Raw genomic sequence first — 25,682 nt, 5'->3', positions numbered from 1 at the left:
TGCGCAAGGCCGCCGAACGCACCGTCGAGGCCACCTGGCGCCGCATCGGCCAACTCCTCGACCACTTCACCCCAACCGAGTGCGCCAACTACCTCGTCAACTCAGGCTACGCTCCATGCTAAAACGGTCATGCTCTAGGCTCCGGACTCATAACCACCAAATCATGATGGCTGCGAGGTGTACGGTGGCTGCGTAGTTGGCCGCGAGCTTGTCGTATCGGGTGGCGACGCGTCGGAAGTCCTTGAGCCTGCAGAACATGCGTTCGATGAGGTTGCGGCGTTTGTAGGCCTGGGCGTCGAAGGGGTGATGGCGCTTGCGGGTGGGATTGTTGGGGATCACCGGGATCGTGCCGCGCTCGATCAGGAAGCGGCGGATGGCGTCGCTGTCGTAAGCGGTGTCGGCGGCCAGGCTCTGGGACGGTGCGACGGCGGCGATCAGGTCGATGGCGGCGCGGGCGTCGCCGAGTTGGCCCGCGGTGATCGCCAAGGCGACCGGCCGGCCGCGCCCGTCGACCATGGCGTGGATCTTGGTGGTTCGACCGCCGCGCGAGCGGCCTATGGCCTGGGCTTGAGCCCCCCTTTTCCGCCGGCGGCGCAGCGATGGGCCTTGGCGTGGGTCGAGTCGAGCATCAGCTCGGCCGGCGGTCCACCCGCGGCGGCCAGCGCCTCGAAGGCGTCTCGCCAGACACCCTTGGCGGCCCAGCGGACGAACCGGTTGTAGAGCGTCTTGCGCGGGCCATAGACCGGCGGCGCATCCGCCCACCGGCCCCCGCTGGCCAGCACATGGACGATCCCGGAGATCACCCGCTGATCGTCCACCCGTGGCTTGCCCCGGGTATCCTTCGGCAGCAGCGGCTCAAGCCGAGAAAACTGCGTCTCGCTCAACCAGAACACTTCGCTCATCGAAGCCCTCCTTTTGAAGAGCTTTGAATCACTGTTCGGGCACAACGTGAATCCGCTTTATGGGTCCGGAGCCTAGGGCTCCAAAATCCAAGCCGACAATTCAGCGATGGTCTCAAAGCCGAGGCTTGCATATAGCGGCAGGCCCGCCTCGGTGGCGGTTAAGTAAAAGCGCACCACGCCGCGAGCGCGATAGTCTTCAATCACATGGCTCAGCAGCGCCCGTCCCGCGCCCTGCCGCTGGTGCTCTGGCGCCGTAGCCATCAGCGAGATCCCAGCGGTGTTGCCTGTGGGCGTCACCGAGACGGTGCAGATTGGTCCGTCATCACCTGAGCCTAGGTAGGTTTCAACGCCTGCGGTCTCAGTCACCACAACATCGATGCACCTAGCGATCACGTCCCGCGGCGAGCTAAAGGCGGCCGCTACCAGATCGCCCGCTGCGCCGACCAGCGCGGGGCCCAGGGCCCGGCTCACCTTGAGGGGTTGGCCTCGTTGAATGGTCACCCCAGCCCGCAGGACCATCAATGGCGCCGTTCCCACCTGGGTCATGCCTAGCCCTATCGCTACCGGTGCTAGGGTTTCCACCACATGCGGACTCATCATGCCTAGGAGCGGCAGTCCCCTCGCCCTCGCGCGCCCAACCGATTGGGTGAGGAAGCCTTCAGCATCGGGGTTATGCCCCAGGGTTAGCATGTTGAAATCGGCCGAAGGTTCGCCGGTCAGACCCAGAATGCAGTTTCGAGTCATATGCATTTCGACGCCAGGCACATCGCCCATTTGGGCGACAAGCGCACGTACGCAGAGCCCGATGAGTTCCTCAGTCTCATCCACGGATTTCACCAGTAACGGAGATTGACGAAGCATTCCCCTAGCTCCTGGGGGAGCCCCTTCGGCAGGTAAGGCGTCCACTCTAGGATCCTTGACTCCCACCGCACCTCGAGGTCGTCGAGGAGGTCCGTCACAGCCGGCATATGTCCGAGATCGCCCACAAGTGACTGCCGGCCAAGGGCTGCGGCCTTGGACGCGAAATCGCGAAGGACTCTCGCCATCGCATCCTCGTGGCCGTCCTCGTACCCAAGATCGAGCGCGGCGGCGACTTCGACGCGACGGTCAGGCTCACCGACCGAGGAGCGCCAGATCTCCCGCATATTGCGACCTCTGTCCCAAAGGCCGCCGCAGGCCACGATGCTTCCAGCCTTCTCGACAACATAGAAATCAGCCCAGCCGTAGACGGGGGGCGGTTGCCAGGGGGGGGGCGTCTACATTGCACCGCAGAGCGTGGAAAGCGCGCGCCGCCCCCCGGTAGACTAACGCCCGAGATATACATGGGCGGGGCGAGCACCCACCGACCCCGGAGCGAAATGTAGTGTCGCGCGATAGATTTTTTATTGATCTCGGTGCTCCGGATAGATTGATATGGAACAATCGTCGACACTGATCGACAATGTGTCCCTCGCGAATGTGTTGCGCCCCTAGACGCAAGGATGCACGCCACTACGCGCGACCGGGGCGGGATAAAATCATGGGTGCGGGTGGTAGTTTGTCTAGTCATGTCCTACGGTCGCGGAACGCCTATCCCACACCGAATCCTGCGCGTCCCACCATTGTAGACGCCAAGGGTTCGTTCCTCCGCGACATTGACGGGCGAACGTATTTCGACGCGGCGTCGGGGTCTGGCGCCATGATCTTCGGCCATGGTGACGAGGAGATGGCCCAGACCCTGGCAAGCCAGGCGTTGGGCCTGACGGTGTTTCCCGGTCGCCAATTGGCGTCCTCGGTCGTCGAGACCTACATGGAACGCTTAGACGCGCCTCGATTTCACCGAGTTCGACGCGGAAGCCGCGGATCTTCACCTGGTGATCGTTCCGACCCAGATAATCGATGTCTCCGTTTGGCAGGAAACGGGCCAGGTCGCCTGTGCGATACAGGCGGTCGCCCTTCACGAAGGGGCTCGGAACGAACTTCTCCGCAGTGAGCTCGGGCCGATTTAGGTAGCCCCGCGCGACCCCTGCGCCCCCGATGTGGATCTCGCCTACTGCTCCCAGCGGAATAGGATCGAGGCGGTTGTCCAACAGGTAGATCCGCGTGTTGAGGATTGGTCGGCCAATGGACACAGATGCGTGGTCGAAGAGGTCAACGCCTCGTGACGCGCAAAGAGCCCGTCCAGGCTGCGCTGCAAGGCGCCCACGTCCAAATGGCCCTTCAGGCGCAGCGCCGCGGGCATGTTGTAGGTGGCGCTCGGACCCTCCAACTGCGCCAAGACCCACAGCCGCTGCTGCGCAAACGACAGCGGTATGAGCCCGCCTCGGTCGATAAGCGTAATCGGCGGACCCAACGATCGCCCATCGCATCCGTTGATCGCTGAAGCGAGGTCAGAAAGCACGGGGTGCGCGAAGAGAAGAGATAGCGACGGCGTCAGATTTAGATTGTCGCGGATACGGCCAATCATCTGCACGGCGAGCAAGGAGTCCGCAGCATCGCAGAGCCGGATCGTCGCTAAGACTGTCGCCTCGGTCGGCCCATAGGCATTGTAGAAGCGCCGGCCCTTACCCCAGCGCCGGAGGAGCGCAGGGCTTGGCGCCTCGCCCGCAACGATCAGCGACCCGAGCGCGCTCAGGTCAGCATCCTGCAGGAGGCTTGTCAGGGCCGAAGGCGACAGGGTGACGTGGGTGATTTCCTCCCCTTCAAGGATCGCGGCTAATCCGCTCCCAGCCTGTGACGTCGCGCGGTCACCGCCGGCACATTCACCTGTTCTCCGCCAAATAAGACGAACGACAGGCCGGCGAAGGCGTGCGGATCGTGGGCGGAGACTTCATTGAACAGGGCTGTCGTCAGGAAGAGCCCATCGAAGCGGTCTGACCGAAGCGCTTCGGCGAAGGACGGTAGGCTGAGAGTGAGTTCCCGACTAAGGCCATGAACCTCGGCGCCGTTCAGCAACACGCTCCAAAGTTCAAATGTCACGGCGTCGTATGATGCGTTTGCGGCCTGTGCGACCCGATCTCCAGGCTGAAGCCAGACGAACGTGCGGTCGGCAGCGAGTGCGACCACGCCGCGGTGTTCCACCATCGCGCCCTTTGGGGCGCCCGTGGAGCCTGACGTATAAATCACATACGCAAGGTGGCGCGGTGTAAGCCCAAGGCTTTGGGAATCTAGGTTGGTCGTGGAGCAATTTGCCCAGAGCGCCTCATCAGCGACCAGGTCAAGCACCGTGGGCGACAGGTGCAGATTGGCTAGGGCTTCGGTAACTGCATCGGGCGTCGGACGTCCGATGAGCGCCAATCGAGGCGCGCTGTCTTCGAGCATGAAGGTCAGCCGCTCGGGCGGATAGGCGGGATCAAGCGGAAGGTACGCTGCGCCGGCCTTGAGGATGGCCAGCAGCCCGACGACCATCTCAATGGAGCGCTCAATGCAGATGGCGACGCAGTCGTCTGATCTTCTGAGCCATGGGCGGGTGGATTGGGCGGTCGGCGAGCCACTCAGCGTGCCAGAGCGGAGGGCTAACACCCACCACTGCGGTCGCGTACTCGCGTCCCATGAGCTACCGGACAGAACCACCGATGGTCACAATCCGGCTGAACCGAGACGAGGTTAGGTTCTTCAACGAGGTAGTGCAGATCTATTCTCGTGAGCGGATATTCTACCGCACCGAACGCCCCGCCCTCATTGACGCCTTTACTGGTGGAGAACGTCGGGAGTTCCGGTACCACGCCAATCCATGGCTCGATGGCTTCTTCGAAGAGGCCATCGCATTTCCCTATGAGCCGACTCCAAAATTCGGCCGTTCCTTTTTCTAGGCATGGAAGTGTGAGGCAGCGTTCAAGGGGCGACGATTGGCGCGCATGACCGCCGAGCTTGCAACACGCGTCCTCGTCTGCAAGAACCACCCCGCATTGGAACATCAGCACATGAGAGCCAAAAAAGAGCCAGGGATCGTTGGTCTAGGTATCTAAGTAGTTGATAATGCGGGCGTAGCTCAGGGGTAGAGCGTCAGCTTCCCAAGCTGAATGTCGTGGGTTCGAATCCCATCGCCCGCTCCATGTTTTCAACGACTCGGCGGAAGCATGAGTGGCCGTTTTTGGGCCGTCGTGTTGGCTAGGCCGTCAGTCCTCGGCGATCTCGCTCACCTTGCGGGTCTCAGGCATGCGCAGATAGACCAGCAGCGAGAGCGCGATCATCGCGGTGACGTACCAATAGAAGCCGCGTTCCAGGTCCATGCTCTTGAACCACAGGGCGACATACTCGGCAGTCCCGCCGAAAAGCGCGTTGGCCAGGGCGTAGGGCAGGGCGACGCCCAGGGCGCGGATGTGGGCCGGGAACAACTCCGCCTTCACCACGGCGTTGATGGCCGTGTAGCCGGTGACGATCACCAGCGCGCCAAGGGCGAGCAGGAAGGCCGTGAAGGAGTTGTCCGCCTCCTCCAGCAGCCGGAAGATCGGATAGGTGAAAAGCGCGCCGCAGGTCCCGAAGGCGATCAGCAGCGGCCGGCGGCCGATCCTGTCCGATAGCCACCCCGCCAGCGGCTGCAGCAGCATGAAGACGAACAGGGCGGCCGCGGTGATCTCGGTGGCCGCCTCCCGGCTGAAGCCGGACGTGTTGACCAGGAACTTCTGCATGTAGGTCGAATAGGCATAGAAGGCGAGCGTCCCTCCAGCGGTGAGCGCGATCACCAGGAAGGCCTGACGCGGATAGTGGCGGAACAGGATCCAGCCGCTGGACCCCATGCTGGCGGTCGCCTTGACGTTCTGGAAGCTCTCGGTCTCCATGAGCCCGCGCCGGATGTAGAACACCGCGATGGCCAGGAGACCGCCGATCCCGAAGGGGATGCGCCAGCCCCAGCTTTCCAGGTCGGCGGGCGGCAGGATCGACTGCAGGACCAGCAGCACGCATAGCGCCAGAAGCTGGCCGCAGATCAGCGTCACGTATTGAAAGCTGGAGAAGAAGCCGCGCCGTTCCCGTCCGGCCATCTCGGAGAGATAGGTGGCCGACGCGCCGTACTCGCCCCCCACCGACAGGCCCTGCAGCAGGCGCGCAGCGAGCAGGACCAGCGGCGACAGCGCGCCAACCTGGGCGTGGGTGGGCGCCACCGCGATCATCAACGAGCCCAGGCACATCAGGGTGACCGACAGGGTCAGTCCCGACTTGCGGCCGTTCCGGTCGGCATAGACGCCCATGATCCAGGCGCCGAGCGGGCGGACGACGAACCCCACGGCGAACACCGCCGCGGCGCTCAGCAGCTGGGCCGTGGGGTCGTCGGAGGGGAAGAACGACGGTGCGAAATAGAGCGTGAACGCTGAGTAGACGTACCAGTCGTACCACTCCACCAGGTTGCCGGTGGACCCCCCGATGATCGACTTCAGGCGGCGTCCGCCTGCCAGATATTTCGACACTCACACCTCGCCAACACGTCCAGGACAACCGCTTCTGTCGGTTCCTGAACGAGCCGGCGCCTGATTTTCCGCCATGCGCGGTCGCCGCATTCCGCTTGGCCGACGGGACGGCGAGGGCGTCTGGACATCGTCGCGCAAGCGTGCGCGGACTGTCATCTCATTGTCGTGGAAGTACCTGTCGGGGGCGCGGGATGAGCGAACTGCTCGTTCGGTTGGAGTGGTTCAAAGCCGTCATCCTGCCTCACGAGGCGGCCGTGCGCGCCCGCCTGCGACGCATCTGTCCAGCTGGCTTTGATGTGGAGAACCTGGTGGCCGAGAGCTTGGCCCGCGCTTATCAGATTCAGGATTTTGCACGGGTCACCTCTGGCCGCGCCTACCTCATGACGGTCGCCCGCAACCTGTTGATCGACGCCCTGCGCCGCGAGACCATCGTGTCCCTGGACTTCGTCGCCGACCTCGATGTCCTGCGCTCTGACGATGCGGCGGTGGAGCGGCAGATCCAGGCGCGAGACGAACTGCGCTGGCTCCAGCGTCTGGTTGACCGCTTGCCGCCGCAGCCGCGAAAGGTCTTCTTGCTGCGGCGCGTGCATGACCTTTCTCTCGCCGCCATAGCGGTCCAGATGAGCCTGTCCGTTTCCACGGTCGAGAAGCATCTTGTCAAAGCGCTCAAGCTCGTGGCTCAGGCGCGAGCGGAACGTGAGGATGACGAGTTTGGGCGAACCGCCCCACAAGACGTGCGATTGGCAGGCGATCGACGATCAGGCGGCCGCCTACGTCGCTAGGCTGGCCTGCGGCGTCAGCCCCGCGGAACGTCGGGAGATTTATGCCTGGGTGGGCGCCGATCCGCGCCATGCCGTCGCGTTCGCGCGCATGGAGGCGGCGTGGGAATCCGCCGAACGCCTGCGCGCCTCTCCCCCGTCGCTTGACCTGGCCGTCGAGGCCGTCGGCCACGACAGCCCGGCGTCGACAAGGTCCACGGGGGGATCGAGCCGGCGGCGCCTGATGTTCGGGTCACTGGCCGCGGCGAGCGCGGCGGTCGCCGCGACGGTGGGCTGGCGGCTGGCCGGCAATGTCGAATTGCATCGCACGGGCGTGGGCGAGCGGCGCCAGGTCACCCTGGCGGACGGATCGCGCGTGACCTTGAACACCGCCTCAACCATCGAACTTGCCTTCACCGACAAGCAGCGGCGCATAAGGCTGGTGAGGGGCGAGGCCCTGTTCGAGGTCGCCCACGACGCCGGCCGCCCGTTCCTGGTCGACGCCGGCGCCGCTCGTTTCCGGGCGCTGGGCACGGCGTTCAATGTCCGGATGCGACCCGACGTCGTGGAGTTGACGGTCACCCAGGGCGTCGTCGGCGTTGTGGCCGAGGCCGGTCGCGGGGAGACGCCGGTTGCCGCGAAGGTCAAGGCGGGTGGCGGCGCGGTGGTCAGGTCCGGCGCCGTGGCCCCCACCGCCCTCGACGGCCAGCACCTTCGGCAGCGCACGGCCTGGCAGGAAGGGGTGCTTGAGTTCGACGGCGAGTCCCTCGCCCAGGTGGTGGCCGAGTTCAATCGCTATCGCCAACAGCCCATTGTGATCGGCGACGCCCGCCTCGAGGCGCTGCGGATCGGGGGCCGATTCGAGGTGGATGAGGCCGACAAGTTCCTGGCGGCCCTGACCACCAGCTTCCCGATCGAGGCGATAACGACGGCCGACGGCGGGGTCCTGCTGGTCGAACGCCCGTGAGCTGACAATTTTTCACGGGCCACATGGCGGTGGCGCAACCGCGGTCCGTTCGATGGGGTAGGGCGTCGCATAGGGGGCTTTGCAACATGCCGAATTTCCACCGCCTGTTCTGGGCTTCGTCGACGGCGGTCGCCGCCGTGGCCTTCGCCGCACCGGTCGCCGCGCAGAACGCCGTCACGAACTTCGACATCGCTTCCCAGCCGATGCAGGGTGCGCTGAACGCGCTCTCCGCCCAGTCGGGCGTGCGGTTGCTCTATCCCTATGAACGCGTTTCGGGCCTGACGTCGCCGCCGGTGCGGGGACGCATGGCGACGCGCGCGGCGCTCGACCAGATCGTCGCCGGCTCAACGCTTCGGGTCGTCATGGTGCAGACGGACCTCATCGCGCTGTCGGCTTCCGGGCCACGGGCCGGACTTATCCGGACGGCCTCCATCGGGCCGATCTTCGCCGCGGCCGCCGCGCAGGACGAGGGTGGCGGCGTCGCGGCCAAACCCGCGGAGCCGCAGGAGCTCGAGGCCGTGGTCGTGACCGGCGTCCGCGGCGCGCCGCGGACCATCATCGACAGCCCCACGCCGATCGACTCGTTCTCGGCCACCGAACTGGAGAAGTCCGGCCGCGCCGGGGTCTTCCAGGCGCTGCAGACCCTGGCGCCCTCGTTCAACCTGCCGTTCCGGGCCGGAGGCGGCACCTCCACGATCATCGCGACAGGCGGCCTGCGAGGCTTAAATCCCGATCAGACCCTGGTGCTGATCAATGGGAAGCGGCGGCACAAGACCTCGCTGATCAACGCGGTGTCGTCGCTCTACAACGGATCGGTTCCCGCCGACCTGGACATGATCCCCACCGCCTCGATCGAGCGGATCGAAGTCCTGCGCGACGGTGCGGCGGCCCAGTACGGCTCCGACGCCATCGCCGGTGTCATCAACATCATCATGAAGGGCGATACCGACGCCGGCATGCTCAGCGCCACCTACGGCCTGAACTTCGACCGCAAGGACGGCGACCTGACCCAGTTCGCCTTCAACAAGGGCTTCAGGCTCGGCGACGCCGGCTTCGTGAACGTTTCGGTGAATCGCAAGGACCAGCGGCTGTCCAACCGCGCCTATCCCATCGCTCCCAGCATCCAGCTGTTCCCGCTGGTCGGCGGCGTCCGGGATCCGCGCGAAGCCACCATCGACCGGCTGGTGACCAAGAACTTCGGTCAATTGCCGCAGACCAACACCATCTTCGGCTTCAACAGCGAGTACGATTTCGGCGAGATCGCGCTCTACGCGTTCGGCACCTACGCGAAGCGTGAATCCGACCTGCCGTTCACCTACCGCACGCCCAACAACGTCAACACGACGCCCGCGCTCTATCCCCTCGGGTACCGGCCGAACGAAGTGGTCAACGAGGACGACTACGAGTTCACCAGCGGCATGAAGGGCGACCTGGGCGGCTGGGAGTGGGACCTCTCCACCGGCTACGGCAAGAACAAGGCCGTGCTGCACACCTCCAACACCGAGAACGCCAGCCTCGGCCCGGCCAGCCCCAAGACATTCTACATCGGCACGCTGCAGTCCGACGAGCTGACCAGCAACCTCGACGTGACCCGCGGTTTCGAGCTTGGCGAGTCCAGCCTGCAGGTGTCTTTCGGCGCCCAGTACCGGCGCGAGGGCTACAAGATCCTGGCCGGCGAACCCGCGAGCTACGCCGAGGGGCTCTACCGCGCTCCGGCCGGCCAGCCGTTCGCCGGGGTGGCGCCGCAGACCGGGGCCCAGGCGACGCCCGGCTTCCGCCCCGCCGACGCCAGCACCAGCCATCGCGACTCCCGGGCGGTCTACGGCGAACTGGGCTGGGACGCTACGTCCAAGCTCTTCGTCGGCGCCGCCGCCCGCTACGAGAACTACAGCGACTCCTCGGGCGACACCCTGACGGGCAAGCTGACCGGCCGATATGAGCTGACGGATTGGCTCTCCCTGCGCGGCGCGGTCAGCAACGGCTTCCGCGCGCCTGGCCTTGCCCAGCAGCACTACGCGGCCACGTCCAGCCAGTTCCGAACCGTCGCCGGGGTGCCCAACCAGCTCCTGCTGATCAAGACCCTGCCGGTCGGGGCGCCTGAAGCCATCGCGCTCGGCGCGAAGCCGCTGACGCCCGAGAAGTCGAAGAACATCAGCGCCGGCGTCACCCTGCAGCCCATGCCCGGTCTGGACATCACCGTCGACGCCTATCAGATCGAGGTGGACAACCGGATCGCGATCACCAGCACCCTGACCGGGACGGCGGTGAGCAACATCCTGATCTCCAAGGGCCTCTCGGGCGACCTGTCGGCCCAGTACTACACCAACGCCATCGACACGCGGACCCGTGGCGTCGACGTGGTGGCGACCTATCGCTACGACCTCGGCGACTGGGGCCGGCTGCGGGCGAACGCCGGCTTCAACTACGGCAAGACCAAGATCCTCGACATCATCCCGAACCCGCCGGAGCTGACCGCGCTGGGCTCCGGGTTCGTCCTGTTCGGCCGGGGCAGCCAGGGTTTCCTGACGACCTCGTTCCCCAAGAGCAAGGTCGCGCTGGGCCTGAATTGGGACTGGAACAAGCTGAACGTGAACCTGCGCTCGACGCGCTATGGCAAATTCACGGTGATCGCCGACCTGCCGGCCCAGGACCGCAGCTACGGGGCCAAATGGATCACGGACCTGGAGGTCAGCTACAAGGTTCTGGATCAGGTCACCTTGGCCGCCGGCGTCAACAATCTCTTCAACGAGTACCCGGACAAGAACGGCATCTACAACGCCGCCACGGGCAGCGGCCATTTCCCCGGCACCTCGCCGTTCGGGTTCACGGGCGGCTCCTGGTACGCCCGGGTGCAGTACACGTTCTGAGGACTGGGATCGCCTGAGGGAAACGCGCCGTGTATTTGGCCAAGAATCTGATGATCGCCGCCGCGCTGGCGGTGGGCCTCGCCGCGGCGCCGGCCGCCGTCGAGGCCGCTCCGAAGGGCGAGATCCTCTACGACACCTACGGCGTGCCGCACATCTACGGGAAAGACGAGGCCTCGGTCTTATATGGCTTTGGCTACGCCACGGCGCAGAACCACGGCGACGTGGTTGTGAAGCTCTACGGCCAGGCTCGCGGCCGCGCTGCCGAGTACTGGGGCGCGGCTGAGGTCGAGTCCGACAAGTGGGTGATCGCCAACGGCATCTATGAGCGCGCCAAGGCCTGGTACGGGCAGGAGCCGGCCAGCTTTCGCGCCAATCTTGACGCCTTCGCCGCGGGCATGAACGCCTATGCGAAGGCCCACCCTGAAAAGCTCGACCCCGCGGTGCGTCAGGTCTTCCCGATCACCGGCGTCGACGTCATGGCCCACGGCCACCGGCTGATGAACTACGTCTATGTGGCGCCCCAGGCGCGGACCATGGGCAGCAACGCCGACGCAGGTTCGAACGCCTGGGCCGTCATGCCCAAGAAGTCGGCCAGCGGGAACACCCTGCTGTTGGCCAACCCCCACCTGCCTTGGGCGCCCAGCCAACTCACCTATTTCGAGGCCGACCTGAACGGGCCGGGCATCAAGATGTACGGGGCGACGCAGGTGGGCCTGCCGGTGCTGCGCTTCGCGTTCAACGACCGGATGGGCTTCACCAACACCGTCAACGGCGTCCTGGGGGCCACCAACTACGAACTGAAGCTCGCGGACGGCGGCTATCTCCTCGACGGGAAGGTGCGGGCGTTCGAGACCAAGGCGGCCAGCCTGAAGGTGAAGCAGCCGGACGGGACCCTCCGCACCGAGCCGTTGGAACTCCGTTCATCGGTGCACGGGCCGGTGTTCACGCGGGCCGATGGCAAGACGGTCGCCGTGCGCGTCGCCGGCCTCGATCGTCCCGGCGGACTTCGCCAGTACTGGGACATGGGCAAGTCGAAGAGCTTCGCCGACTACCAGGCGATCATGAAGCGCCTGCAGGTGCCGTCGTTCAACATCGTCTATGGCGATCGCGAAGGGCACGTCCAGTATCTCTACAACGGCATCCTGCCCAAGCACGCCGATGGCGACGTCGCCAAATGGCGCGAGCTCGTGCCGGGCGACACCTCGGCCACGCTGTGGACCGATACGCACCCCTACGAGGACCTTCCGAAGGTCATCGATCCGCCCAGCGGCTATGTGCAGAACACCAACGACCCGCCGTGGGTCTCGACCTGGCCGCAGGCGATCCAGGCCAAGGACTATCCGGCCTATATGGCCAACCCGGGCCCAATGTCGCTGCGCGCGCAGCAGTCGTCGCACCTGATGGCCGACGCCGCGAAGATCACCTTCGACGATTTCGTCGCCCGCAAGACAACGACCCACGTGCTCATGGCCGAGCGCGTGCTGGACGACCTGCTGGCCGCCGCCGCGCAGAGCACCGACCCCGAGGTCCTGGAAGCCGCGGCCGTGCTCAAGGCCTGGGACCGCACCGTCGACGCCGACGCGAAGGGCGCGCTGCTGTTCGAGGCCTGGGCGCGGAAGTTCTCCGGTCCGACCTATAACAACGACGCCAACTATCGGGTCCGCTGGGATCCGGCCAAGCCCATCGACACGCCCGTCGGCCTCAAGGACCCGACACAGGCCGTGGCCATGCTCAAGACCGCGGCTCAGGAGGCGAAGGCCAGCTACGGATCGATCGACCGCCCGTTCGGCGAGGTCTCCCGCTTCGCCCTGGGCAAGGTCGACCTGCCGGGCAACGGCGGCTTCGGCAACACCGGGGTCTTCCACGTGATGACCTGGAGCCCGCTCAAGGACGGCAAGCGCACGCCCGTTCACGGCGAGACCTGGGTGTCGATGGTGGAGTTCTCCACCCCGATCAAGGCGCTGGGATTGATGAGCTATGGCAACTCGACCCAGCCGGGGTCCCCGCACCGCAGCGACCAGCTCGACCACCTGTCGAAGAAGACCTATCGCACCCTTTGGACCACCCGCGCCGAGGTCGAGAAGCACCTCGAGTCGACGGTCCCCTTTTGATCCGCAGGAGATGACGATGCCCCGACGCTGGATGCTGGCCGCCATGGCGGGCGCCGCCCTGGCCGTCGCCACCACGACCGCCGCCACCACGACCGCCGCCGCGCCTGACCCGGCGTTCGCTCCGATCCAGCGCGACCTGCTGGCGATGCCGGGATCGCTGTCCAACGCCTGGGCGGACTTCGACAACGACGGCGACCTCGATCTCGCCGTCTCGCTGAAGAGCGGCGAGATCCGCCTCTATCGGAACGACAAAGGCGCCCTGGCCAGTATCGGCGGCGCCATGGGCCTGCCCACCTCCGGGGGCGAGTTCCGGGCCTTGAGCTGGGGCGACTATGACGGCGACGGCTGGGTCGACCTGCTGGCGGGCTCCAGCGTTCCGGCCAAGCCCAGCGCGGTCTTTCACAGCCGGGGCGGCAAAGCCTTCGTCGATGTGGCCGCCGAGATCGGCCTCACCTTGCCTGGCCGGTCGGCCCGCCAAAACAACTGGATCGACTACGACAACGACGGCGATCTCGACCTCTACGCCACGGATCGGATCGGCGAGAACAAGCTCTATCGCAATGACGGCGGCAAGTTCACCCAGGTGTTCGCGGGGACCGGTCCCACCGTCGCCCGCTCGACCGTGGGCGCATGCTGGCTCGACTACGACAAGGACGGCGACCTGGACCTGTTTCTCGCCAACCAGTCGGGCAAGACCGACGCGCTGTGGCGCAACGACGGCGGGGCGTTCGTTGACGTGGCCCCCGCGCTCGGCATGGACAGCCCTGGCCGCCGCACCGATGAGGGCGGGGTCGGCTGCGCCGTCGGCGACTACGACAATGACGGCGCCCTGGACATCTTCGTCCCGAACTACGGCCATAACGCCCTATGGCGCGGGACCGGCGACGGCGGCTTCACCAACACCGCGGCGGCGACGGGCGTGGGCGTCGAGAACCATGCGGTGGGCGCGGCCTGGGGCGACTACGACAACGACGGTTATCCCGACCTGGCGGTGATGTCCTACGAGGGCCCGGCCGGCCAGCAGACTCCGTTCGATCGGCTGTTCCACAACGAGGCCGGCAAGACTTTCGCGAACGTGCTTAGCAAGGGCGGTCTGCTCGACGCCGGGGACCACGGCGTCGCCTGGGTGGATTATGACCGGGACGGAGCGCTCGATCTGTCGGTGACCCAGGGGTACAGCCCCGTGGGCGGGCACTTCCTCTTCCGAAATCTGCTTCCCAGGGCCGCCGCGAGGCAGAGCCTGCAAGTCACCGTCGTCGACGCCAAGGGCCATTTCACCCAGGCCGGCGCCGAGGTGCGCATCTATGGCGCCGACGGCAAGCTGCTGGGTGCGGGCCAGGTCTCCACCGGTGGCGGCTATGGCGCCCAGGGCGCCACGCCCGTCCACTTCGGACTGCCCGGCGTGTCGCGGGTCACGGTCGAGGTGACGTTCATGAGCGCGACCGGCCGCAAGGTGCAGCGCCGCGAGAAGATCGACGTCAAGGCCTATTCGGGCAAGACCCTGGTGGTTCGACGCGCGTCCTGAGATGGAGGCGCGGACGACCGGCGCCGCGCGCCGCCCTTAGTAGGCGTGGTCCTTCTTCGCCCGACGGACCGCGACCTGGATGGTGTCGAGCGCCTTGGCCGCGGCGTCGGCGGACGCCTTGGCCGCGTCGCGCGCGGCCCGAAGGGTCTCCTCGGTCGTGGCGCGGTCCGCGGCCTGCGCGGCCTGCGCAGCTCGAGCGGTTTCCTCCGCCGCGCGGCGGGCGGCTTTCACCGACCGGTCGGCGGCGATCCGCGTGTCCGCCGATCCCCGGGCGAAGGCTTCCTTGGCCCGCGCGGCGGCGGCCAAGGCGGCAGCCTCCGTCTCCTGGGAGGCGGTTCTCGAGGCTTCGGCGCTCTCGCGGGTCACCTCGCGCAGCGCCGTCTCGGCCGTGTCCAGCGCCTTGATCGCCGACTGAGCCGCCGCACTCGCCGCGTCGATGGCTCGGTCGGCCGCCGCGTGGGCGCGGGCGTCCACGGCGCGCACGGTCTGTTCAGCCTGGCTTGGAGGTTTGGCGGGTTGGGCCTGGGTCGCATAGGCCGGGAGGCTCAACAGGATCGCCGAGGCGATCAGCAGGGGGCGCTTGTTCACACGTGTTCTCCGGAGATGCGGGGCTTGGCGGTGGCGGGAAGCGGGACCCTGCGCCACGCAAGGCGAGGCGCTCCGGCGACCAGGGCGACGCCGGACAGGCCTAGGATCAGGGCCGAGGCGCTCCAGCCGCAGTGGACCTCGGGCGGCGCGCCGCAGATGATTCCCATTTGTTCGATCGCGCGCATGTGGGCCCAGGCCAGGGTGGCGCCGCCAGCCGACGCCAGTAGGCACAGCGCCCCGGCGACGGATCGAAGGTCCAACGGCTCGTTCGCGTGCATGGGTTTTCCTCGGCTCCTTGACAGCATCGCGATGCGCGAACGCGTCAGCCTTGACTGAAATCAAAGCGATCCGGCCGCCGATCGCGAGACTGGCGGCCGGGCATCGCAGCGACTCGCGGGGAACATGACCACTCAATCGGCACAAACCGACGCGGCGCCGCTGAACGCCGTCCTGCTCTATGCGCTGACGGGCCTGCTGGCCTTCGGCGCCCTTATGGCCACGGCGTTCTCCGACGACCGGCTGTTCCGGTTCCATGGCTGGATATTCATCGCCGCCTTCGTGACCGCGCTCAGCGCCATGACGGTGGGATTGTCCTCGGGCCGGTTCCGATCGCCCCAGGACCAGTACGCCGATGGCGTGGTCCGCGCCGGCGTCATCGCCACCATGTTCTGGGCCATCGCCGGCCTGCTGGCGGGGGTGGTGATCGCCGCCCAACTCTCCTGGCCGACAATCTTCTACTTCCCCGAAGCGGGCTGGCTGAACTTCGGGCGCCTCAGGCCCCTGCACACGTCGGGCGTGATCTTCGCGTTCGGCGGTAACGCGCTGATCGCAACCTCATTCTACGTCGTGCAGCGCACCTGCAGGGCGCGCCTGGCCGGCGGCGCATGGCCGTGGTTCGTGTTCTGGGGCTACCAGCTGTTCATCGTGCTGGCGGCCACCGGCTACCTGGCCGGCATCACCCAGTCTCGGGAATACGCCGAGCCCGAGTGGTACGTCGACCTGTGGCTGACCGTGGTCTGGGTCGCCTATCTGCTGGTCTTCCTGGGCACGATCTGGAAGCGCAAGGAGCCGCATATCTATGTGGCCAACTGGTTCTACCTGGCCTTTATCGTCACCATCGCCCTGCTGCACGTGGTCAACAACCTGGCCATGCCCGTCGGGCTGCTGAACAGCCACAGCTATTCGCTGTTCGCCGGCGTGCAGGACGCCCTGATCCAGTGGTGGTACGGCCACAACGCGGTCGGCTTCTTCCTCACCGCCGGCTTCCTGGCGATGATGTACTACTTCGTGCCCAAGCGCGCGGAGCGGCCGGTCTATTCGTACCGCCTGTCCATCGTCCACTTCTGGTCGCTGATCTTCATCTACATCTGGGCGGGTCCGCACCACCTCCACTACACGGCCCTGCCGCAGTGGGCCCAGACGCTGGGCATGACCTTCTCGATCATGCTGTGGATGCCGTCCTGGGGCGGAATGATCAACGGCCTGATGACGCTCTCGGGCGCCTGGGACAAGCTGCGCACCGACCCGGTCCTGCGGATGATGGCCGTCTCCATCGCCTTCTACGGCATGTCGACCTTCGAAGGCCCGCTGATGTCGATCCGCGAGGTCAACGCGCTCAGCCACTACACCGACTGGACCATCGGCCACGTGCATTCCGGCGCCCTGGGCTGGGTGGGCTTCATCTCGTTCGGCGCGCTCTACTGCCTGGTGCCGTGGCTGTGGAAGAAGGACCGGCTCTACTCCAACGCCCTGGCCGAGTGGCACTTCTGGATCGCGACCCTGGGGATCGTCCTCTACATCTGCGCGATGTGGGTCTCCGGCATCATGGAAGGCCTTATGTGGCGCGAGTACACGCCCCAGGGCTTCCTCGCCAACTCGTTCGTCGAGACCGTCTCAGCCAAGCATATCGAGAACGTCATCCGCACCCTGGGAGGTCTCATGTACCTCTCCGGCGCGCTGATCATGTCTTACAACCTGTGGCGTACGATCCGCATGCCGAGCCAGGCGCCCGTCGCCCAGGCCGCCGGTCCCGCCCCCGCGCTTGTCGCGGCCGAGTAGGGGAGCCCGACCATGTGGAAACATCACACCAAGCTTGAGCGGAATTCGCTGCCGCTCGTCCTCGCCATCCTGATCGTCGTCTCCATCGGCGGCATGGTCGAGATCGCGCCGCTCTTCTACCTGGAGAGCACGATCGAGAAGGTGGAAGGCGTGCGGCCTTACACCCCGCTCGAGCTCGAGGGGCGCGACATCTATGTCCGCGAGGGCTGCTATCTCTGCCACTCGCAGATGATCCGGCCCCTGCGCGACGAGGTGGAACGCTACGGCCACTACAGCCTCGCCGCCGAGAGCATGTACGACCATCCTTTCCAGTGGGGCTCCAAGCGAACCGGGCCCGACCTGGCGCGGCTGGGCGGCAAGTACTCCGACGCCTGGCACCGCGACCACCTGATCGATCCGCGCTCGGTGGTGCCGGAATCGGTGATGCCGCCGTACGCCTTCCTGGCGAACAAGCCGCTCGATTACCGCGACATCCAGGCCAAGATCCGGGCCATGAACAAGGTCGGCGTCCCCTACACCCAGGAGATGATCGACAGCGCCAGGGAGGACCTGGAGACCCAGGCCGACCCCTTCGCCGGCTCGGCCAAGTTCCTGGCCCGGTACGGCGCCAAGGCCCAGCAGCGCGACTTCGACGGCAACCCTGACCAGGTCAGCGAGATGGACGCCCTGGTGGCCTACCTCCAGATGCTGGGGACCCTGGTCGACTTCAAGACCTACCAGGCCGAGGCCCCGGAGAACCGGCGATGAGCGGCCTCACCTACGAAACCGTGGCGCAGATCGCCCAGCAAGGCGGGTTGATCTACTTCGGCGCCGTCTTCGCCGGCGGCGTCGCCTACGCGCTCTGGCCCAAGAACCGCGAGGCGTTCCAGCGCCTGGCCCACCTTCCCCTGCAAGACCATGAGGATCCCGATGTCGAAGCGTGAGTCCGACGAGGTCACGGGCGTCGAGACCACGGGTCACGAGTGGGACGGCATCCGCGAACTGGACAATCCCCTGCCGCGCTGGTGGCTCTGGGTGTTCTACGCCAGCATCGCGGTGGCCGCGGTCTACTGGGTGCTGATGCCGTCCTGGCCGGGTCTCACCGGCTATTCCAAGGGGATCCTGGGACAGTCCGATCGCGAGGCGGTCGTCGGCGAACTCCAGGCCCTGACCGCCGTGCGCGGCGCCCAGGCGGCCCGCCTGCGCACCGCCTCGCTGGAGGAGATCGAGCGCGATCCCGAACTGCAGGCCTACGCCCAGGCGGTCGGCCAGTCGGTGTTCGGCGACAACTGCGCCACGTGCCACGGCACGGGCGGGATCGGGGCCAAGGGCTACGCCAACCTGCGCGACGACGTCTGGCTCTGGGGCGGCGAGCTGGCGGACATCCACCGGACCATCCAGGTCGGCGTCCGATCGGGCGGCGCCGATGCGCGGTTCTCCCAGATGCCGGCCTTCGGGCGCGACCAGATGCTGACCCCGGCTCAGGTGGACGACCTTACCGAGTTCGTGGTCGCGCTGTCGCATCGGCCGGCCGACGTCGCCGCCGTCCGGCGCGCCGCCCCGGTCTATGTGGCCCAGTGCGTCGCATGCCACGGGGTGAAGGGGCTGGGCGACCAGAAGCAGGGCGCGCCCAATCTGACCGATCAGGAGTGGCTGTACGGCTCCGGCCGTCAGGCTATCCACGACCAGATCTGGAACGGGCAGGGCGGCGTCATGCCGGCCTGGAAGGACCGCTTCGACCCCGAAACGCTCAAGGCGCTCGCCGTCTACATCCACGCCAACGCCGGAGGGCGATAGTCCGGCGATGACCGTGGTGATCGACCGGTCGGCCCCAACCGCCGCCAAGACCTCGCCGGTCTCGGCGGCGGCCAAGGCGCGGGGTCCGGCCTACGTGACCGGGCTCTACAAGCCGCGCCAGCCCATCTATCCGAAGCTGGTCCACGGGCGCTGGCGCGCCATCAAGTGGGCGCTGCTGATCGCGACCCTGACCATCTATTACGTGACGCCCTGGATCCGCTGGGAGCGGCCGGGAACCCTGCCCGACCAGGCGGTGCTGGTCGATTTCGAGGGCCGGAGGTTCTACTTCTTCTGGATCCAGCTCTGGCCGCAGGAGGTCTATTTCCTGACCGGGCTGCTGGTGCTCGCCGCCCTGGCCCTGTTCCTCAGCAACGCGCTCTTCGGGCGTCTGTGGTGCGGCTATTCCTGTCCCCAGACGGTCTGGACCGACCTGTTCATCCACGTGGAGCGACTGTTCGAGGGCGACCGCAATGCGCGCATGCGGCTGGACGCGGCGCCCTGGTCGCTGAACAAGGCCTGGCGGAAGATCGGCAAGCATGCGGTTTGGCTGGGGATCGCGTTCGGCACCGGCGGCGCCTGGATCTTCTACTTCCACGACGCGCCGACCCTGATCCGCACCTTCTGGATCGGACAGGGCCCGCTCACCGGCTACATCTTCTGCGCCCTCTTGACCTTCACGACCTACGTCTTCGCCGGCTTCATGCGCGAGCAGGTCTGCATCTACATGTGCCCCTGGCCGCGCATCCAGGGGGCGATGCTCGACGAGCATTCGCTGCAGGTCACCTATCGCTACGACCGGGGCGAACCGCGCGGCCCGCATAAGAAGGGCGCCGACTGGACGGGCCGGGGCGATTGCGTGGACTGCGCCCAGTGCGTCACCGCCTGCCCCATGGGGATCGATATCCGTAACGGGCCCCAGCTTGAATGCATCAATTGCGGGCTTTGCATCGATGCGTGCGACGAGATCATGGTCCGTGTCGGACGTCCCACCGGCCTGATCGCCTTCGATACGGACGCCGCGGTCGAGGCGCGCAACGAGGGCCGGCCCGCCATCTACAAGCTACTGCGACCGCGGACCGTGTTCTATGGCGTCGCCCTGGCCGCGGTGTCGGGCGCCATGGCCTGGGGGTTCAGCGTCCGGACCACCCTCGACCTCCACGTGCTGCGCGACCGCAACCCGGTGTTCGTGCGCCTGCACGATGGCGCGGTGCGCAACGGCTACACGCTCAAGATCGTCAATCGCAGCTTCGAGGATGAGACCGTGATCGTCGGCTTCGAAGGCCCCGCGGGCGCCAGGATCAAGACTCCGGCCGCCGCCTCCAGCGGCACGAGCCTGACGGTCGTGGCGCCGGCCAACGAGGTCCGGGCCCTGCGGGTGTTCGTCACCCTGCCGCCCCAGGCCCTCAGCGCGCCCAACCTGCCCGCGAGCTTTGTCGTCCGCACCTCGAAGGCCGAGGCCCGCGCCCAAACCACCTTCCTGTCGGGAGTCGCGAACACGCCATGAATCCAGCCCCTCCCGCCGCCGGCTTTCGGGTGACCGGCTGGCACGTGCTCATCGCCGTCGTCGCCTTTTTCGGCATCGTGATCGCGGTCGACACGATCTTCGTGGTCAACGCCTATCGCACCTTCCCGGGCCAGGTCTCGGCGACCCCCTACGAAGACGGTCTGCGGCACAACCGCTCCGTCGCCCGGCTGAAAGCCCAGTCCACGCTTGGCTGGCGCGCCGTGGCCGCACCCGCCCAGGGTCAGGTCGAGGTCGAGATCGTCGACCAGACCGGCCAGCCGATCCGCGGTCTGACGCTGTCGGGCGACCTGCAGCGGCCGGCGACCGAGGCAGGGCGCATCGTCCTCACCTTCACCGAGGTCTCGCCGGGACGCTATGCGGCCGCCGCGGCGCCGGCGCCAGGCGTATGGGACCTTCGGTTCGCGGCCGGCGGGGCGCAGCCCTTCGAAGCGGAGCGTCGCCTCACATGGCCCTAACGTCGGAGTTCGCGCCGAGACAGGACTTCTCGGCTTTCCTGCGCCCCAACCCGGATGGCGGCGAACGCCTCGACCTGTTGGTCCGAGGCGCCCGCTGCGCCGGCTGCATCTCGAAGATCGAGGGTCAGGTCGGGGCGATCGCCGGCGTGGGTTCCGCGCGTATGAACCTGACGACCGGCAAGCTCTCCGTCGGCTTTACGGAAGGCGGCGGCGACCCCGCGCTCGTGATCGAGACCCTGGATCGCCTGGGCTATCCCGCGACGCCCTTCGATCCGGCCACGTCTGCCGCGGCGCACGACGCCGAGGGCCGTCGCCTGGCCATGGCGCTCGGCGTGGCCGCCTTTGGCGCCGGCAACGCCATGATGTTCTCCGTGCCGATCTGGGCGGGGCTGTTCGGCCAGGAACTGGGTCCGGCGATGCGGACCATGATGCAGTGGATGAGCGCGGCGGTCGGCGCGCCCTGCGCGGTCTATGCTGGCATGCCGTTCTTCACCTCGGCCTGGCGCTCGCTCAAGGCCGGCCGGGCCAATATGGACGTGCCGATCTCCATCGGCGTCCTGCTGACCCTCGCCATCAGCTTCGTCGAGACCGTGCTGGGCGGCGCCGACACCTATTTCGACGCGGCGGTCTCGCTGCTCTTCCTGCTGCTTATCGGCCGGTGGCTGGATCATCGCCTGCGCGCCCGGGCCCGCGGCGCGGCTGGGGACATCCTGGCGCTCCAGGCGCCGGCCGCCGCCGTCATCGGCGCCGACGGACAGGAACATCGACGGCCGCTCAGCGACATTGTTCCTGGCGATCTCCTTCTCGTCCGGCCGGGCGACCGCATTCCGGTGGACGGTCTGATCGAGGCGGGCCAGTCGTCCCTCGATAACGCCCTGCTCACTGGCGAGACGGCGCCGGTCCCGGCCCGCGTCGGCGACACGTGCCGGGCTGGGGCACTCAACCTCACAGGGACCTTGCGTCTGCTGGCGACGGCCACCTCCGAGGACTCCGCCATCGCCGACATCGCGCGGCTGGTGGAGGCCGGCGCGCAGTCACGCTCCCGCTACGTCCAACTCGCTGACAAGGCCGCGGCCCTCTACGTGCCGGTGGTCCATAGCGCGGCGGCCATGACCTTCGCCGGCGGCATGATTCTAGGAATGGGACCGCGCGAGGCGCTGCTGCGGGCCGTCGCCGTCCTGATCATCACCTGTCCTTGCGCGCTCGGCCTCGCGGTCCCCGCGGTGCAGGTCAGCGCCTCGGCGCGGCTCTTCCGCCGTGGCGTGCTGGTGAAGTCCGGGGCCGCCCTGGAGCGGCTGGCCGAGATCGACCATGTCATCCTCGACAAGACCGGCGTCCTGACAGAAGGGCGTCCATGCCTCGTCGATCCAGTCCCCGCGGCCGTGGCCATGGCCGCGCCCCTGGCGCGGGCCTCGGCCCATCCGTTGGCTCGCGCGCTCGCTCGGGAAGCCGGACCCTCGATCCTGGCCGACAAGGTGATCGAGACCCCGGGGCAAGGGGTCGAGGGCTTCATCCGCGGTCGCCGGGCCCGCCTGGGCCGGGCCGCCTTCGTAGGCGTGACTAGCGCGGGACCCAGCGAGACGGAACTGTGGCTGGCGATCGAGGGCGAGCCCAAGATCCGCTACGTTTTCCAGGATCAGCTCCGGGCGGACGCTGGCGCCACGGTCCAGGCCCTGCGGGCCCGCGGACTGAGCGTCGAGATCCTGTCTGGCGATGGCTTCGACCCGGTTCGACGCGTCGCAGAGGTTCTTGGTGTGACCGCCTGGCGCGCTGGCCTTACCCCGGCTGAGAAGGCGCAGATCGTGGCGCAGCGGACGGCCGAGGGCCGGCGCGTGCTGATGATCGGCGACGGGCTCAACGACACCGCCGCGCTCGCCAACGCCCATGCCGCTATGGCGCCCGGAACGGCCCTGGACGCCAGCCAGAACGCGGCGGATCTGGTGTTCTCGGGCGAGGGGCTCGACGCGGTGGTCACAGCCATCGACACGGCGCTCACCGCGCGGCGGCGGGCGCTGCAGAACTTCGGCTTCGCGGCGGCCTACAACCTGATCGCCGCGCCGGCGGCCATGGCGGGCCTGATCAACCCCTTCGTCGCGGCCCTGGCCATGTCGGGGTCTTCCCTCGCCGTGATGCTCAACGCCCTACGCATGGGCGCCGGAGGCGGGCGGCGATGGACATCCTGATCTTCCTGGCGCCGGCCTCGGTCTTCCTGGCCCTGCTCGGCCTGGCCGCCTTCCGATGGACGCTAGGGAACGGCCAGTATGACGATCCCATCGGCGACGCCGAACGCATCCTGGCCAAGGATCCCGAGGACGCGCCCCTACCGGGCGATTGACCGATATCACGGCGCCGGACGGCCAGGCGGCCAAGTTGGTGGCTTGATGCAGGAGCCGCCCTTGACCGCCGTCCAGTCGACCTATTCGCCCGCACCCGCCCTGGCCGATCTGGTGGCCAAGTACGACGGGCGCGCGCCGCGCTACACCAGCTACCCGAGCGCGGTTCAGTTCACGCCCGCCGTCGACGCCGCCGTCTATCGCACCTGGCTGCGCAATCTGCCGATGGCCGATCCGGTCTCGATCTACGTCCATATCCCCTTCTGCTCGCGCCTGTGCTGGTACTGCGGCTGCAATACGCGCGCGGTGCGCCGCCACGGGCCGGTGGCCGACTATGTGGGCTATCTGATGGACGAGCTGGCCCTGCTGGAACAGGCGCTGCCCGGGAAGCTCGAGGCCGGTGCGATCCATCTCGGCGGCGGGACGCCGAACATGCTGACGGTCGACGAGCTGGCCGTGCTGTTCGGCGGGCTCGGGCGGGTGTTTGGCCTTCTGCCGGCACTCGAGGTCGCCGCCGAGATCGATCCGCCGGGCTTGACCCGCGAATGGGTTCAGGCCGCGGTCGGTCACGGCCTGAACCGAGCGAGCCTCGGCGTGCAGAACCTGTCGCCGCGCGTGCAAGAGGCCGTGAATCGCCAGGGCAGCGTCGAAGAGGTGGCGCGTTGCATGGGCTGGCTGCGCGAGGCGGGCGTGGCCTCGATCAATCTCGACCTCATGTACGGCCTGCCGCATCAGACCGTGGCCAACACCCTCTCCACCCTCGACCAGGTGCTGCCCCTGCGTCCCGAACGCCTGGCGCTGTTCGGCTATGCCCACGTGCCCTGGATGAAGACGCATCAACAGCTCATCCACGAGGCGGCGCTGCCCGGGCCTGCCGAGCGGCTCGACCAGAGCGAAGCCGCCGCCGAGCGGCTCGTGGCCCAAGGCTATGTCCGGATTGGCCTCGACCACTTCGCCTTGCCGAGCGACGAACTGGCGCTCGCCCAGGCAGAAGGCCGGTTGCGCCGTAACTTCCAGGGCTACACCGCCGACGGAGCGGGGACCCTGCTGGGCCTCGGGGCCTCGGCGATCGGCAGCCTGCCTCAGGGCTTCGTTCAGAACGTCACGCCGGAGCTCGGTTGGCGCGAAATGGTCGCCAAGGGCCAACTGCCGGTCGCGCGCGGCGTGGTCGTGACCCGCGAGGATCGCTTCCGCGGCGAGATCATCGAACGGCTGATGTGCGAACTCCAAGTCGACCTCTTCGACGTCTGCGAGCGGCACAACCGGGAACTCGGCGAATTGAGCCGCGAACTCGCGCAGCTGCGGGCCTTCGAGCGCGACGGGCTCGTCGTCTGCGACGGCGGCCGGGTGAGCGTCACCGAGACCGGCCGCCTGGTGGTTCGCACGATCTGCGCGGTGTTCGACCGCTATTTCGCGGCGGCCGAGGGCCGCCACTCGAAGGCGCTCTAATGGCCGCCAAGAACATCCTGGTTCTCAACGGTCATCCCGATCCGCGGGGCGAACGGCTCTGCGCGGCGCTGGCCAACGCCTATATCTGCGGTGCGAGCAGCGCGGGTCACCAGATCCGGCGCATTGATGTCGGGGCGTTGGACTTTCCCCTGGTGCGTACGAAGGACGAGTTCATGTCCGAGGCCGCGCACCCGGCCATCCGCGAGGCGCAGGAAACGCTCCGCTGGGCGGACCACCTGGTGATCCTGTATCCGCTGTGGCTGGGCGGCGCGCCCGCCCTCCTCAAGGGCTTCCTCGAGCAGGTGTTCCGTTACGGCGTGGCCCTGAGCCCGCCCGGCGGGACGCCGACTGGCCTGCTCAAGGGCAAGTCGGCCCGCGTGGTGGTGACCATGGGCATGCCGGCCATGATCTTCCGGGTGATTTTCGGGGCGCACGGTCTCAAGAGCCTGGAGAAGGGCGTCCTATGGATATCGGGTTTCAAGCCGATCCGGCACGATCTTATCGGCGGCGTGGAAGGGATTGGCCCGCGCACCCGGCGGCGCTGGCTGGCGGCGATGGAGCGTCACGGCGCGGCGGGAACCTAGCGGGCCAGCGCCTCGCGGATGCCACCCACAAGCGCGTCGCCCAGCAACGGCTTCTCGATGAGATCCGCCCCGGCCGCCCGAATCCTCTCGCGCACATGCAGGGACGGGGTGCTCGTGATGATCAGCGCCGGGAGATCCACCTGTCGACGGCGAAGCTGGCTCAGCGCATCCAGCCCGGTGATGCCGGGAAGATTATAGTCGAGAACCACACAGGCCCGACCGGACGGCAGATCTCGCAGCAGCAGGGCCTCTCCGCTCTCGCAGGTCTCGACGTGGAAGCCCTCGATCTCAAGGTTGAACTTCAAGGCCGCTCGCAAGGCCGCATCGTCGTCGACCAGGATAATCGTCGGTCTGGGATCGGTACTGTCGAGCATGGCCTGTCGGCGGAAGTGGCGGTTGG

26 protein-coding genes, 1 tRNA gene and 1 pseudogene are annotated in these 25,682 nt (G+C 67.2%); 17 read left to right on the top strand and 11 right to left on the bottom strand.

Annotated features, from left to right (window positions below; translation table 11 throughout):
* Positions 1-147: 147 nt before the first annotated feature.
* The 7 genes and pseudogenes from Q8Q88_RS18560 to Q8Q88_RS18540 all read right to left on the bottom strand — a co-directional run bounded on the left by Q8Q88_RS18560 (position 148) and on the right by Q8Q88_RS18540 (position 4,403).
* Positions 148-902 (bottom strand): IS5 family transposase gene (locus Q8Q88_RS18560; RefSeq protein ID WP_371129878.1). Its coding sequence is split into 2 segments (ribosomal slippage): positions 148-576 and positions 579-902, totalling 753 coding nucleotides; the frame shifts between segments, so codons are not numbered across the junction.
* Positions 903-974: 72 nt separating this feature from the next.
* Complete coding sequence (locus Q8Q88_RS18555; protein ID WP_305676667.1) at positions 975-1,763, bottom strand: GNAT family N-acetyltransferase; 789 nt, start codon at positions 1,761-1,763, stop codon at positions 975-977.
* Positions 1,736-2,047 carry a hypothetical protein gene (locus tag Q8Q88_RS18550; RefSeq protein WP_305676666.1) on the bottom strand — a complete coding sequence of 104 codons (312 nt, stop codon included), beginning with the start codon at positions 2,045-2,047 and terminating at the stop codon, positions 1,736-1,738. The genes Q8Q88_RS18555 and Q8Q88_RS18550 overlap by 28 nt, the downstream gene beginning before the upstream one ends.
* A gap of 396 nt (positions 2,048-2,443) precedes the next feature.
* On the bottom strand, positions 2,444-3,013 hold the full coding sequence (locus Q8Q88_RS24805; RefSeq protein WP_371129877.1) for an AMP-binding protein: 570 nt from the start codon (positions 3,011-3,013) through the stop codon (positions 2,444-2,446).
* On the bottom strand, positions 2,932-3,363 hold the full coding sequence (locus tag Q8Q88_RS18545; protein WP_305676665.1) for a condensation domain-containing protein: 432 nt from the start codon (positions 3,361-3,363) through the stop codon (positions 2,932-2,934). The genes Q8Q88_RS24805 and Q8Q88_RS18545 overlap by 82 nt, the downstream gene beginning before the upstream one ends.
* 75 nt (positions 3,364-3,438) lie before the next feature.
* Positions 3,439-3,543: pseudogene (locus Q8Q88_RS24800) on the bottom strand (hypothetical protein); the annotation flags it as partial.
* A 53-nt stretch (positions 3,544-3,596) separates the two neighbouring features.
* A complete protein-coding gene (locus tag Q8Q88_RS18540; RefSeq protein WP_305676664.1) occupies positions 3,597-4,403 on the bottom strand; it encodes an AMP-binding protein in 807 nt (268 codons plus the stop codon).
* Between the two features lie 29 nt (positions 4,404-4,432).
* Here Q8Q88_RS18540 and Q8Q88_RS18535 point away from each other — a divergent pair, with 29 nt between their 5' ends.
* Both Q8Q88_RS18535 and Q8Q88_RS18530 read left to right on the top strand, forming a co-directional pair.
* Positions 4,433-4,693, top strand: a complete 261-nt coding sequence (locus Q8Q88_RS18535) for a hypothetical protein (RefSeq protein WP_305676663.1) — start codon at positions 4,433-4,435, stop codon at positions 4,691-4,693.
* A 168-nt stretch (positions 4,694-4,861) separates the two neighbouring features.
* Positions 4,862-4,936 (top strand) — tRNA-Gly (locus Q8Q88_RS18530).
* A gap of 63 nt (positions 4,937-4,999) precedes the next feature.
* Here Q8Q88_RS18530 and Q8Q88_RS18525 read toward each other — a convergent pair.
* On the bottom strand, positions 5,000-6,286 hold the full coding sequence (locus Q8Q88_RS18525; protein ID WP_305676662.1) for an MFS transporter: 1,287 nt from the start codon (positions 6,284-6,286) through the stop codon (positions 5,000-5,002).
* A gap of 191 nt (positions 6,287-6,477) precedes the next feature.
* Here Q8Q88_RS18525 and Q8Q88_RS18520 point away from each other — a divergent pair, with 191 nt between their 5' ends.
* The 5 genes from Q8Q88_RS18520 to Q8Q88_RS18500 all read left to right on the top strand — a co-directional run bounded on the left by Q8Q88_RS18520 (position 6,478) and on the right by Q8Q88_RS18500 (position 14,514).
* Positions 6,478-7,068 (top strand): RNA polymerase sigma factor, encoded by a 591-nt coding sequence (locus Q8Q88_RS18520; RefSeq protein ID WP_305676661.1) that lies wholly within the window; start codon positions 6,478-6,480, stop codon positions 7,066-7,068.
* Positions 6,998-8,011, top strand: a complete 1,014-nt coding sequence (locus Q8Q88_RS18515; RefSeq protein WP_305676660.1) for a FecR domain-containing protein — start codon at positions 6,998-7,000, stop codon at positions 8,009-8,011. Before Q8Q88_RS18520 ends, Q8Q88_RS18515 begins: the two co-directional genes overlap by 71 nt.
* Before the next feature lie 86 nt (positions 8,012-8,097).
* Entirely contained in the window at positions 8,098-10,878 is a 2,781-nt protein-coding gene (locus Q8Q88_RS18510; RefSeq protein WP_305676659.1) for a TonB-dependent siderophore receptor, read from the top strand.
* Between the two features lie 29 nt (positions 10,879-10,907).
* The gene (locus tag Q8Q88_RS18505) at positions 10,908-12,989 is read left to right on the top strand and encodes an acylase (protein WP_305676658.1); all 2,082 of its coding nucleotides are present in this window, start codon (positions 10,908-10,910) and stop codon (positions 12,987-12,989) included.
* Between the two features lie 16 nt (positions 12,990-13,005).
* Complete coding sequence (locus tag Q8Q88_RS18500; protein WP_305676657.1) at positions 13,006-14,514, top strand: CRTAC1 family protein; 1,509 nt, start codon at positions 13,006-13,008, stop codon at positions 14,512-14,514.
* Between the two features lie 36 nt (positions 14,515-14,550).
* Here the strand turns inward: Q8Q88_RS18500 and Q8Q88_RS18495 are convergent, their stop codons facing one another.
* Together Q8Q88_RS18495 and Q8Q88_RS18490 are read right to left on the bottom strand one after the other, a co-directional pair.
* Positions 14,551-15,102 (bottom strand): hypothetical protein, encoded by a 552-nt coding sequence (locus tag Q8Q88_RS18495; RefSeq protein WP_305676656.1) that lies wholly within the window; start codon positions 15,100-15,102, stop codon positions 14,551-14,553.
* Entirely contained in the window at positions 15,099-15,380 is a 282-nt protein-coding gene (locus Q8Q88_RS18490) for a hypothetical protein (RefSeq protein ID WP_305676655.1), read from the bottom strand. Before Q8Q88_RS18490 ends, Q8Q88_RS18495 begins: the two co-directional genes overlap by 4 nt.
* Before the next feature lie 214 nt (positions 15,381-15,594).
* Here Q8Q88_RS18490 and ccoN point away from each other — a divergent pair, with 214 nt between their 5' ends.
* The 10 genes from ccoN to Q8Q88_RS18440 all read left to right on the top strand — a co-directional run bounded on the left by ccoN (position 15,595) and on the right by Q8Q88_RS18440 (position 25,282).
* Positions 15,595-17,160, top strand: a complete 1,566-nt coding sequence (gene ccoN, locus Q8Q88_RS18485; RefSeq protein ID WP_371129879.1) for a cytochrome-c oxidase, cbb3-type subunit I — start codon at positions 15,595-15,597, stop codon at positions 17,158-17,160.
* Positions 17,161-17,172: 12 nt separating this feature from the next.
* The gene (gene ccoO, locus Q8Q88_RS18480; protein WP_305676654.1) at positions 17,173-17,907 is read left to right on the top strand and encodes a cytochrome-c oxidase, cbb3-type subunit II; all 735 of its coding nucleotides are present in this window, start codon (positions 17,173-17,175) and stop codon (positions 17,905-17,907) included.
* The gene (locus tag Q8Q88_RS18475) at positions 17,904-18,083 is read left to right on the top strand and encodes a cbb3-type cytochrome c oxidase subunit 3 (RefSeq protein WP_305676653.1); all 180 of its coding nucleotides are present in this window, start codon (positions 17,904-17,906) and stop codon (positions 18,081-18,083) included. Before ccoO ends, Q8Q88_RS18475 begins: the two co-directional genes overlap by 4 nt.
* Entirely contained in the window at positions 18,070-18,936 is an 867-nt protein-coding gene (gene ccoP / locus Q8Q88_RS18470; RefSeq protein ID WP_305676652.1) for a cytochrome-c oxidase, cbb3-type subunit III, read from the top strand. Before Q8Q88_RS18475 ends, ccoP begins: the two co-directional genes overlap by 14 nt.
* A 7-nt stretch (positions 18,937-18,943) precedes the next feature.
* Complete coding sequence (gene ccoG / locus Q8Q88_RS18465) at positions 18,944-20,440, top strand: cytochrome c oxidase accessory protein CcoG (RefSeq protein ID WP_305676651.1); 1,497 nt, start codon at positions 18,944-18,946, stop codon at positions 20,438-20,440.
* On the top strand, positions 20,437-20,916 hold the full coding sequence (locus Q8Q88_RS18460) for a FixH family protein (protein WP_305676650.1): 480 nt from the start codon (positions 20,437-20,439) through the stop codon (positions 20,914-20,916). Before ccoG ends, Q8Q88_RS18460 begins: the two co-directional genes overlap by 4 nt.
* Positions 20,907-23,099: a heavy metal translocating P-type ATPase gene (locus Q8Q88_RS18455; RefSeq protein WP_305676649.1), complete on the top strand. Its 2,193-nt coding sequence runs from the start codon at positions 20,907-20,909 to the stop codon at positions 23,097-23,099. The genes Q8Q88_RS18460 and Q8Q88_RS18455 overlap by 10 nt, the downstream gene beginning before the upstream one ends.
* Positions 23,087-23,251, top strand: a complete 165-nt coding sequence (gene ccoS, locus Q8Q88_RS18450) for a cbb3-type cytochrome oxidase assembly protein CcoS (RefSeq protein ID WP_305676648.1) — start codon at positions 23,087-23,089, stop codon at positions 23,249-23,251. The genes Q8Q88_RS18455 and ccoS overlap by 13 nt, the downstream gene beginning before the upstream one ends.
* Positions 23,252-23,312: 61 nt before the next feature.
* A complete protein-coding gene (gene hemN / locus Q8Q88_RS18445) occupies positions 23,313-24,698 on the top strand; it encodes an oxygen-independent coproporphyrinogen III oxidase (protein WP_305676647.1) in 1,386 nt (461 codons plus the stop codon).
* The gene (locus tag Q8Q88_RS18440) at positions 24,698-25,282 is read left to right on the top strand and encodes an NAD(P)H-dependent oxidoreductase (RefSeq protein ID WP_305676646.1); all 585 of its coding nucleotides are present in this window, start codon (positions 24,698-24,700) and stop codon (positions 25,280-25,282) included. Before hemN ends, Q8Q88_RS18440 begins: the two co-directional genes overlap by 1 nt.
* Here Q8Q88_RS18440 and Q8Q88_RS18435 read toward each other — a convergent pair.
* A complete protein-coding gene (locus tag Q8Q88_RS18435; protein ID WP_305676645.1) occupies positions 25,279-25,656 on the bottom strand; it encodes a response regulator transcription factor in 378 nt (125 codons plus the stop codon). The genes Q8Q88_RS18440 and Q8Q88_RS18435 overlap by 4 nt on opposite strands.
* Between the last annotated feature and the right edge of the window lie 26 nt (positions 25,657-25,682).

It is taken from the genome of Phenylobacterium sp. (genome assembly GCF_030697925.1).
In the GTDB taxonomy this organism is placed as follows: Bacteria; Pseudomonadota; Alphaproteobacteria; order Caulobacterales; family Caulobacteraceae; genus Phenylobacterium.
This window is presented reverse-complemented; position numbering and strand designations above follow the sequence as displayed.

What these genes read in the sequence shown, in the direction of transcription:
- Q8Q88_RS18555 (WP_305676667.1), bottom strand. Translation starts at nt 1,763, where the DNA reads ATGCTTCGTCAATCTCCGTTACTGGTGAAATCCGTGGATGAGACTGAG.
- Q8Q88_RS18490 (WP_305676655.1), bottom strand. Translation starts at nt 15,380, where the DNA reads ATGCACGCGAACGAGCCGTTGGACCTTCGATCCGTCGCCGGGGCGCTG.
- ccoO (WP_305676654.1), top strand. Translation starts at nt 17,173, where the DNA reads ATGTGGAAACATCACACCAAGCTTGAGCGGAATTCGCTGCCGCTCGTC.
- Q8Q88_RS18535 (WP_305676663.1), top strand. Translation starts at nt 4,433, where the DNA reads ATGAGCTACCGGACAGAACCACCGATGGTCACAATCCGGCTGAACCGA.
- ccoN (WP_371129879.1), top strand. Translation starts at nt 15,595, where the DNA reads ATGGCCACGGCGTTCTCCGACGACCGGCTGTTCCGGTTCCATGGCTGG.
- Q8Q88_RS18460 (WP_305676650.1), top strand. Translation starts at nt 20,437, where the DNA reads ATGAATCCAGCCCCTCCCGCCGCCGGCTTTCGGGTGACCGGCTGGCAC.
- Q8Q88_RS18455 (WP_305676649.1), top strand. Translation starts at nt 20,907, where the DNA reads ATGGCCCTAACGTCGGAGTTCGCGCCGAGACAGGACTTCTCGGCTTTC.
- Q8Q88_RS18440 (WP_305676646.1), top strand. Translation starts at nt 24,698, where the DNA reads ATGGCCGCCAAGAACATCCTGGTTCTCAACGGTCATCCCGATCCGCGG.
- Q8Q88_RS18520 (WP_305676661.1), top strand. Translation starts at nt 6,478, where the DNA reads ATGAGCGAACTGCTCGTTCGGTTGGAGTGGTTCAAAGCCGTCATCCTG.
- Q8Q88_RS18435 (WP_305676645.1), bottom strand. Translation starts at nt 25,656, where the DNA reads ATGCTCGACAGTACCGATCCCAGACCGACGATTATCCTGGTCGACGAC.
- ccoG (WP_305676651.1), top strand. Translation starts at nt 18,944, where the DNA reads ATGACCGTGGTGATCGACCGGTCGGCCCCAACCGCCGCCAAGACCTCG.
- Q8Q88_RS18550 (WP_305676666.1), bottom strand. Translation starts at nt 2,047, where the DNA reads ATGCGGGAGATCTGGCGCTCCTCGGTCGGTGAGCCTGACCGTCGCGTC.
- Q8Q88_RS18475 (WP_305676653.1), top strand. Translation starts at nt 17,904, where the DNA reads ATGAGCGGCCTCACCTACGAAACCGTGGCGCAGATCGCCCAGCAAGGC.
- Q8Q88_RS18510 (WP_305676659.1), top strand. Translation starts at nt 8,098, where the DNA reads ATGCCGAATTTCCACCGCCTGTTCTGGGCTTCGTCGACGGCGGTCGCC.
- Q8Q88_RS18500 (WP_305676657.1), top strand. Translation starts at nt 13,006, where the DNA reads ATGCCCCGACGCTGGATGCTGGCCGCCATGGCGGGCGCCGCCCTGGCC.
- ccoP (WP_305676652.1), top strand. Translation starts at nt 18,070, where the DNA reads ATGTCGAAGCGTGAGTCCGACGAGGTCACGGGCGTCGAGACCACGGGT.
- ccoS (WP_305676648.1), top strand. Translation starts at nt 23,087, where the DNA reads ATGGACATCCTGATCTTCCTGGCGCCGGCCTCGGTCTTCCTGGCCCTG.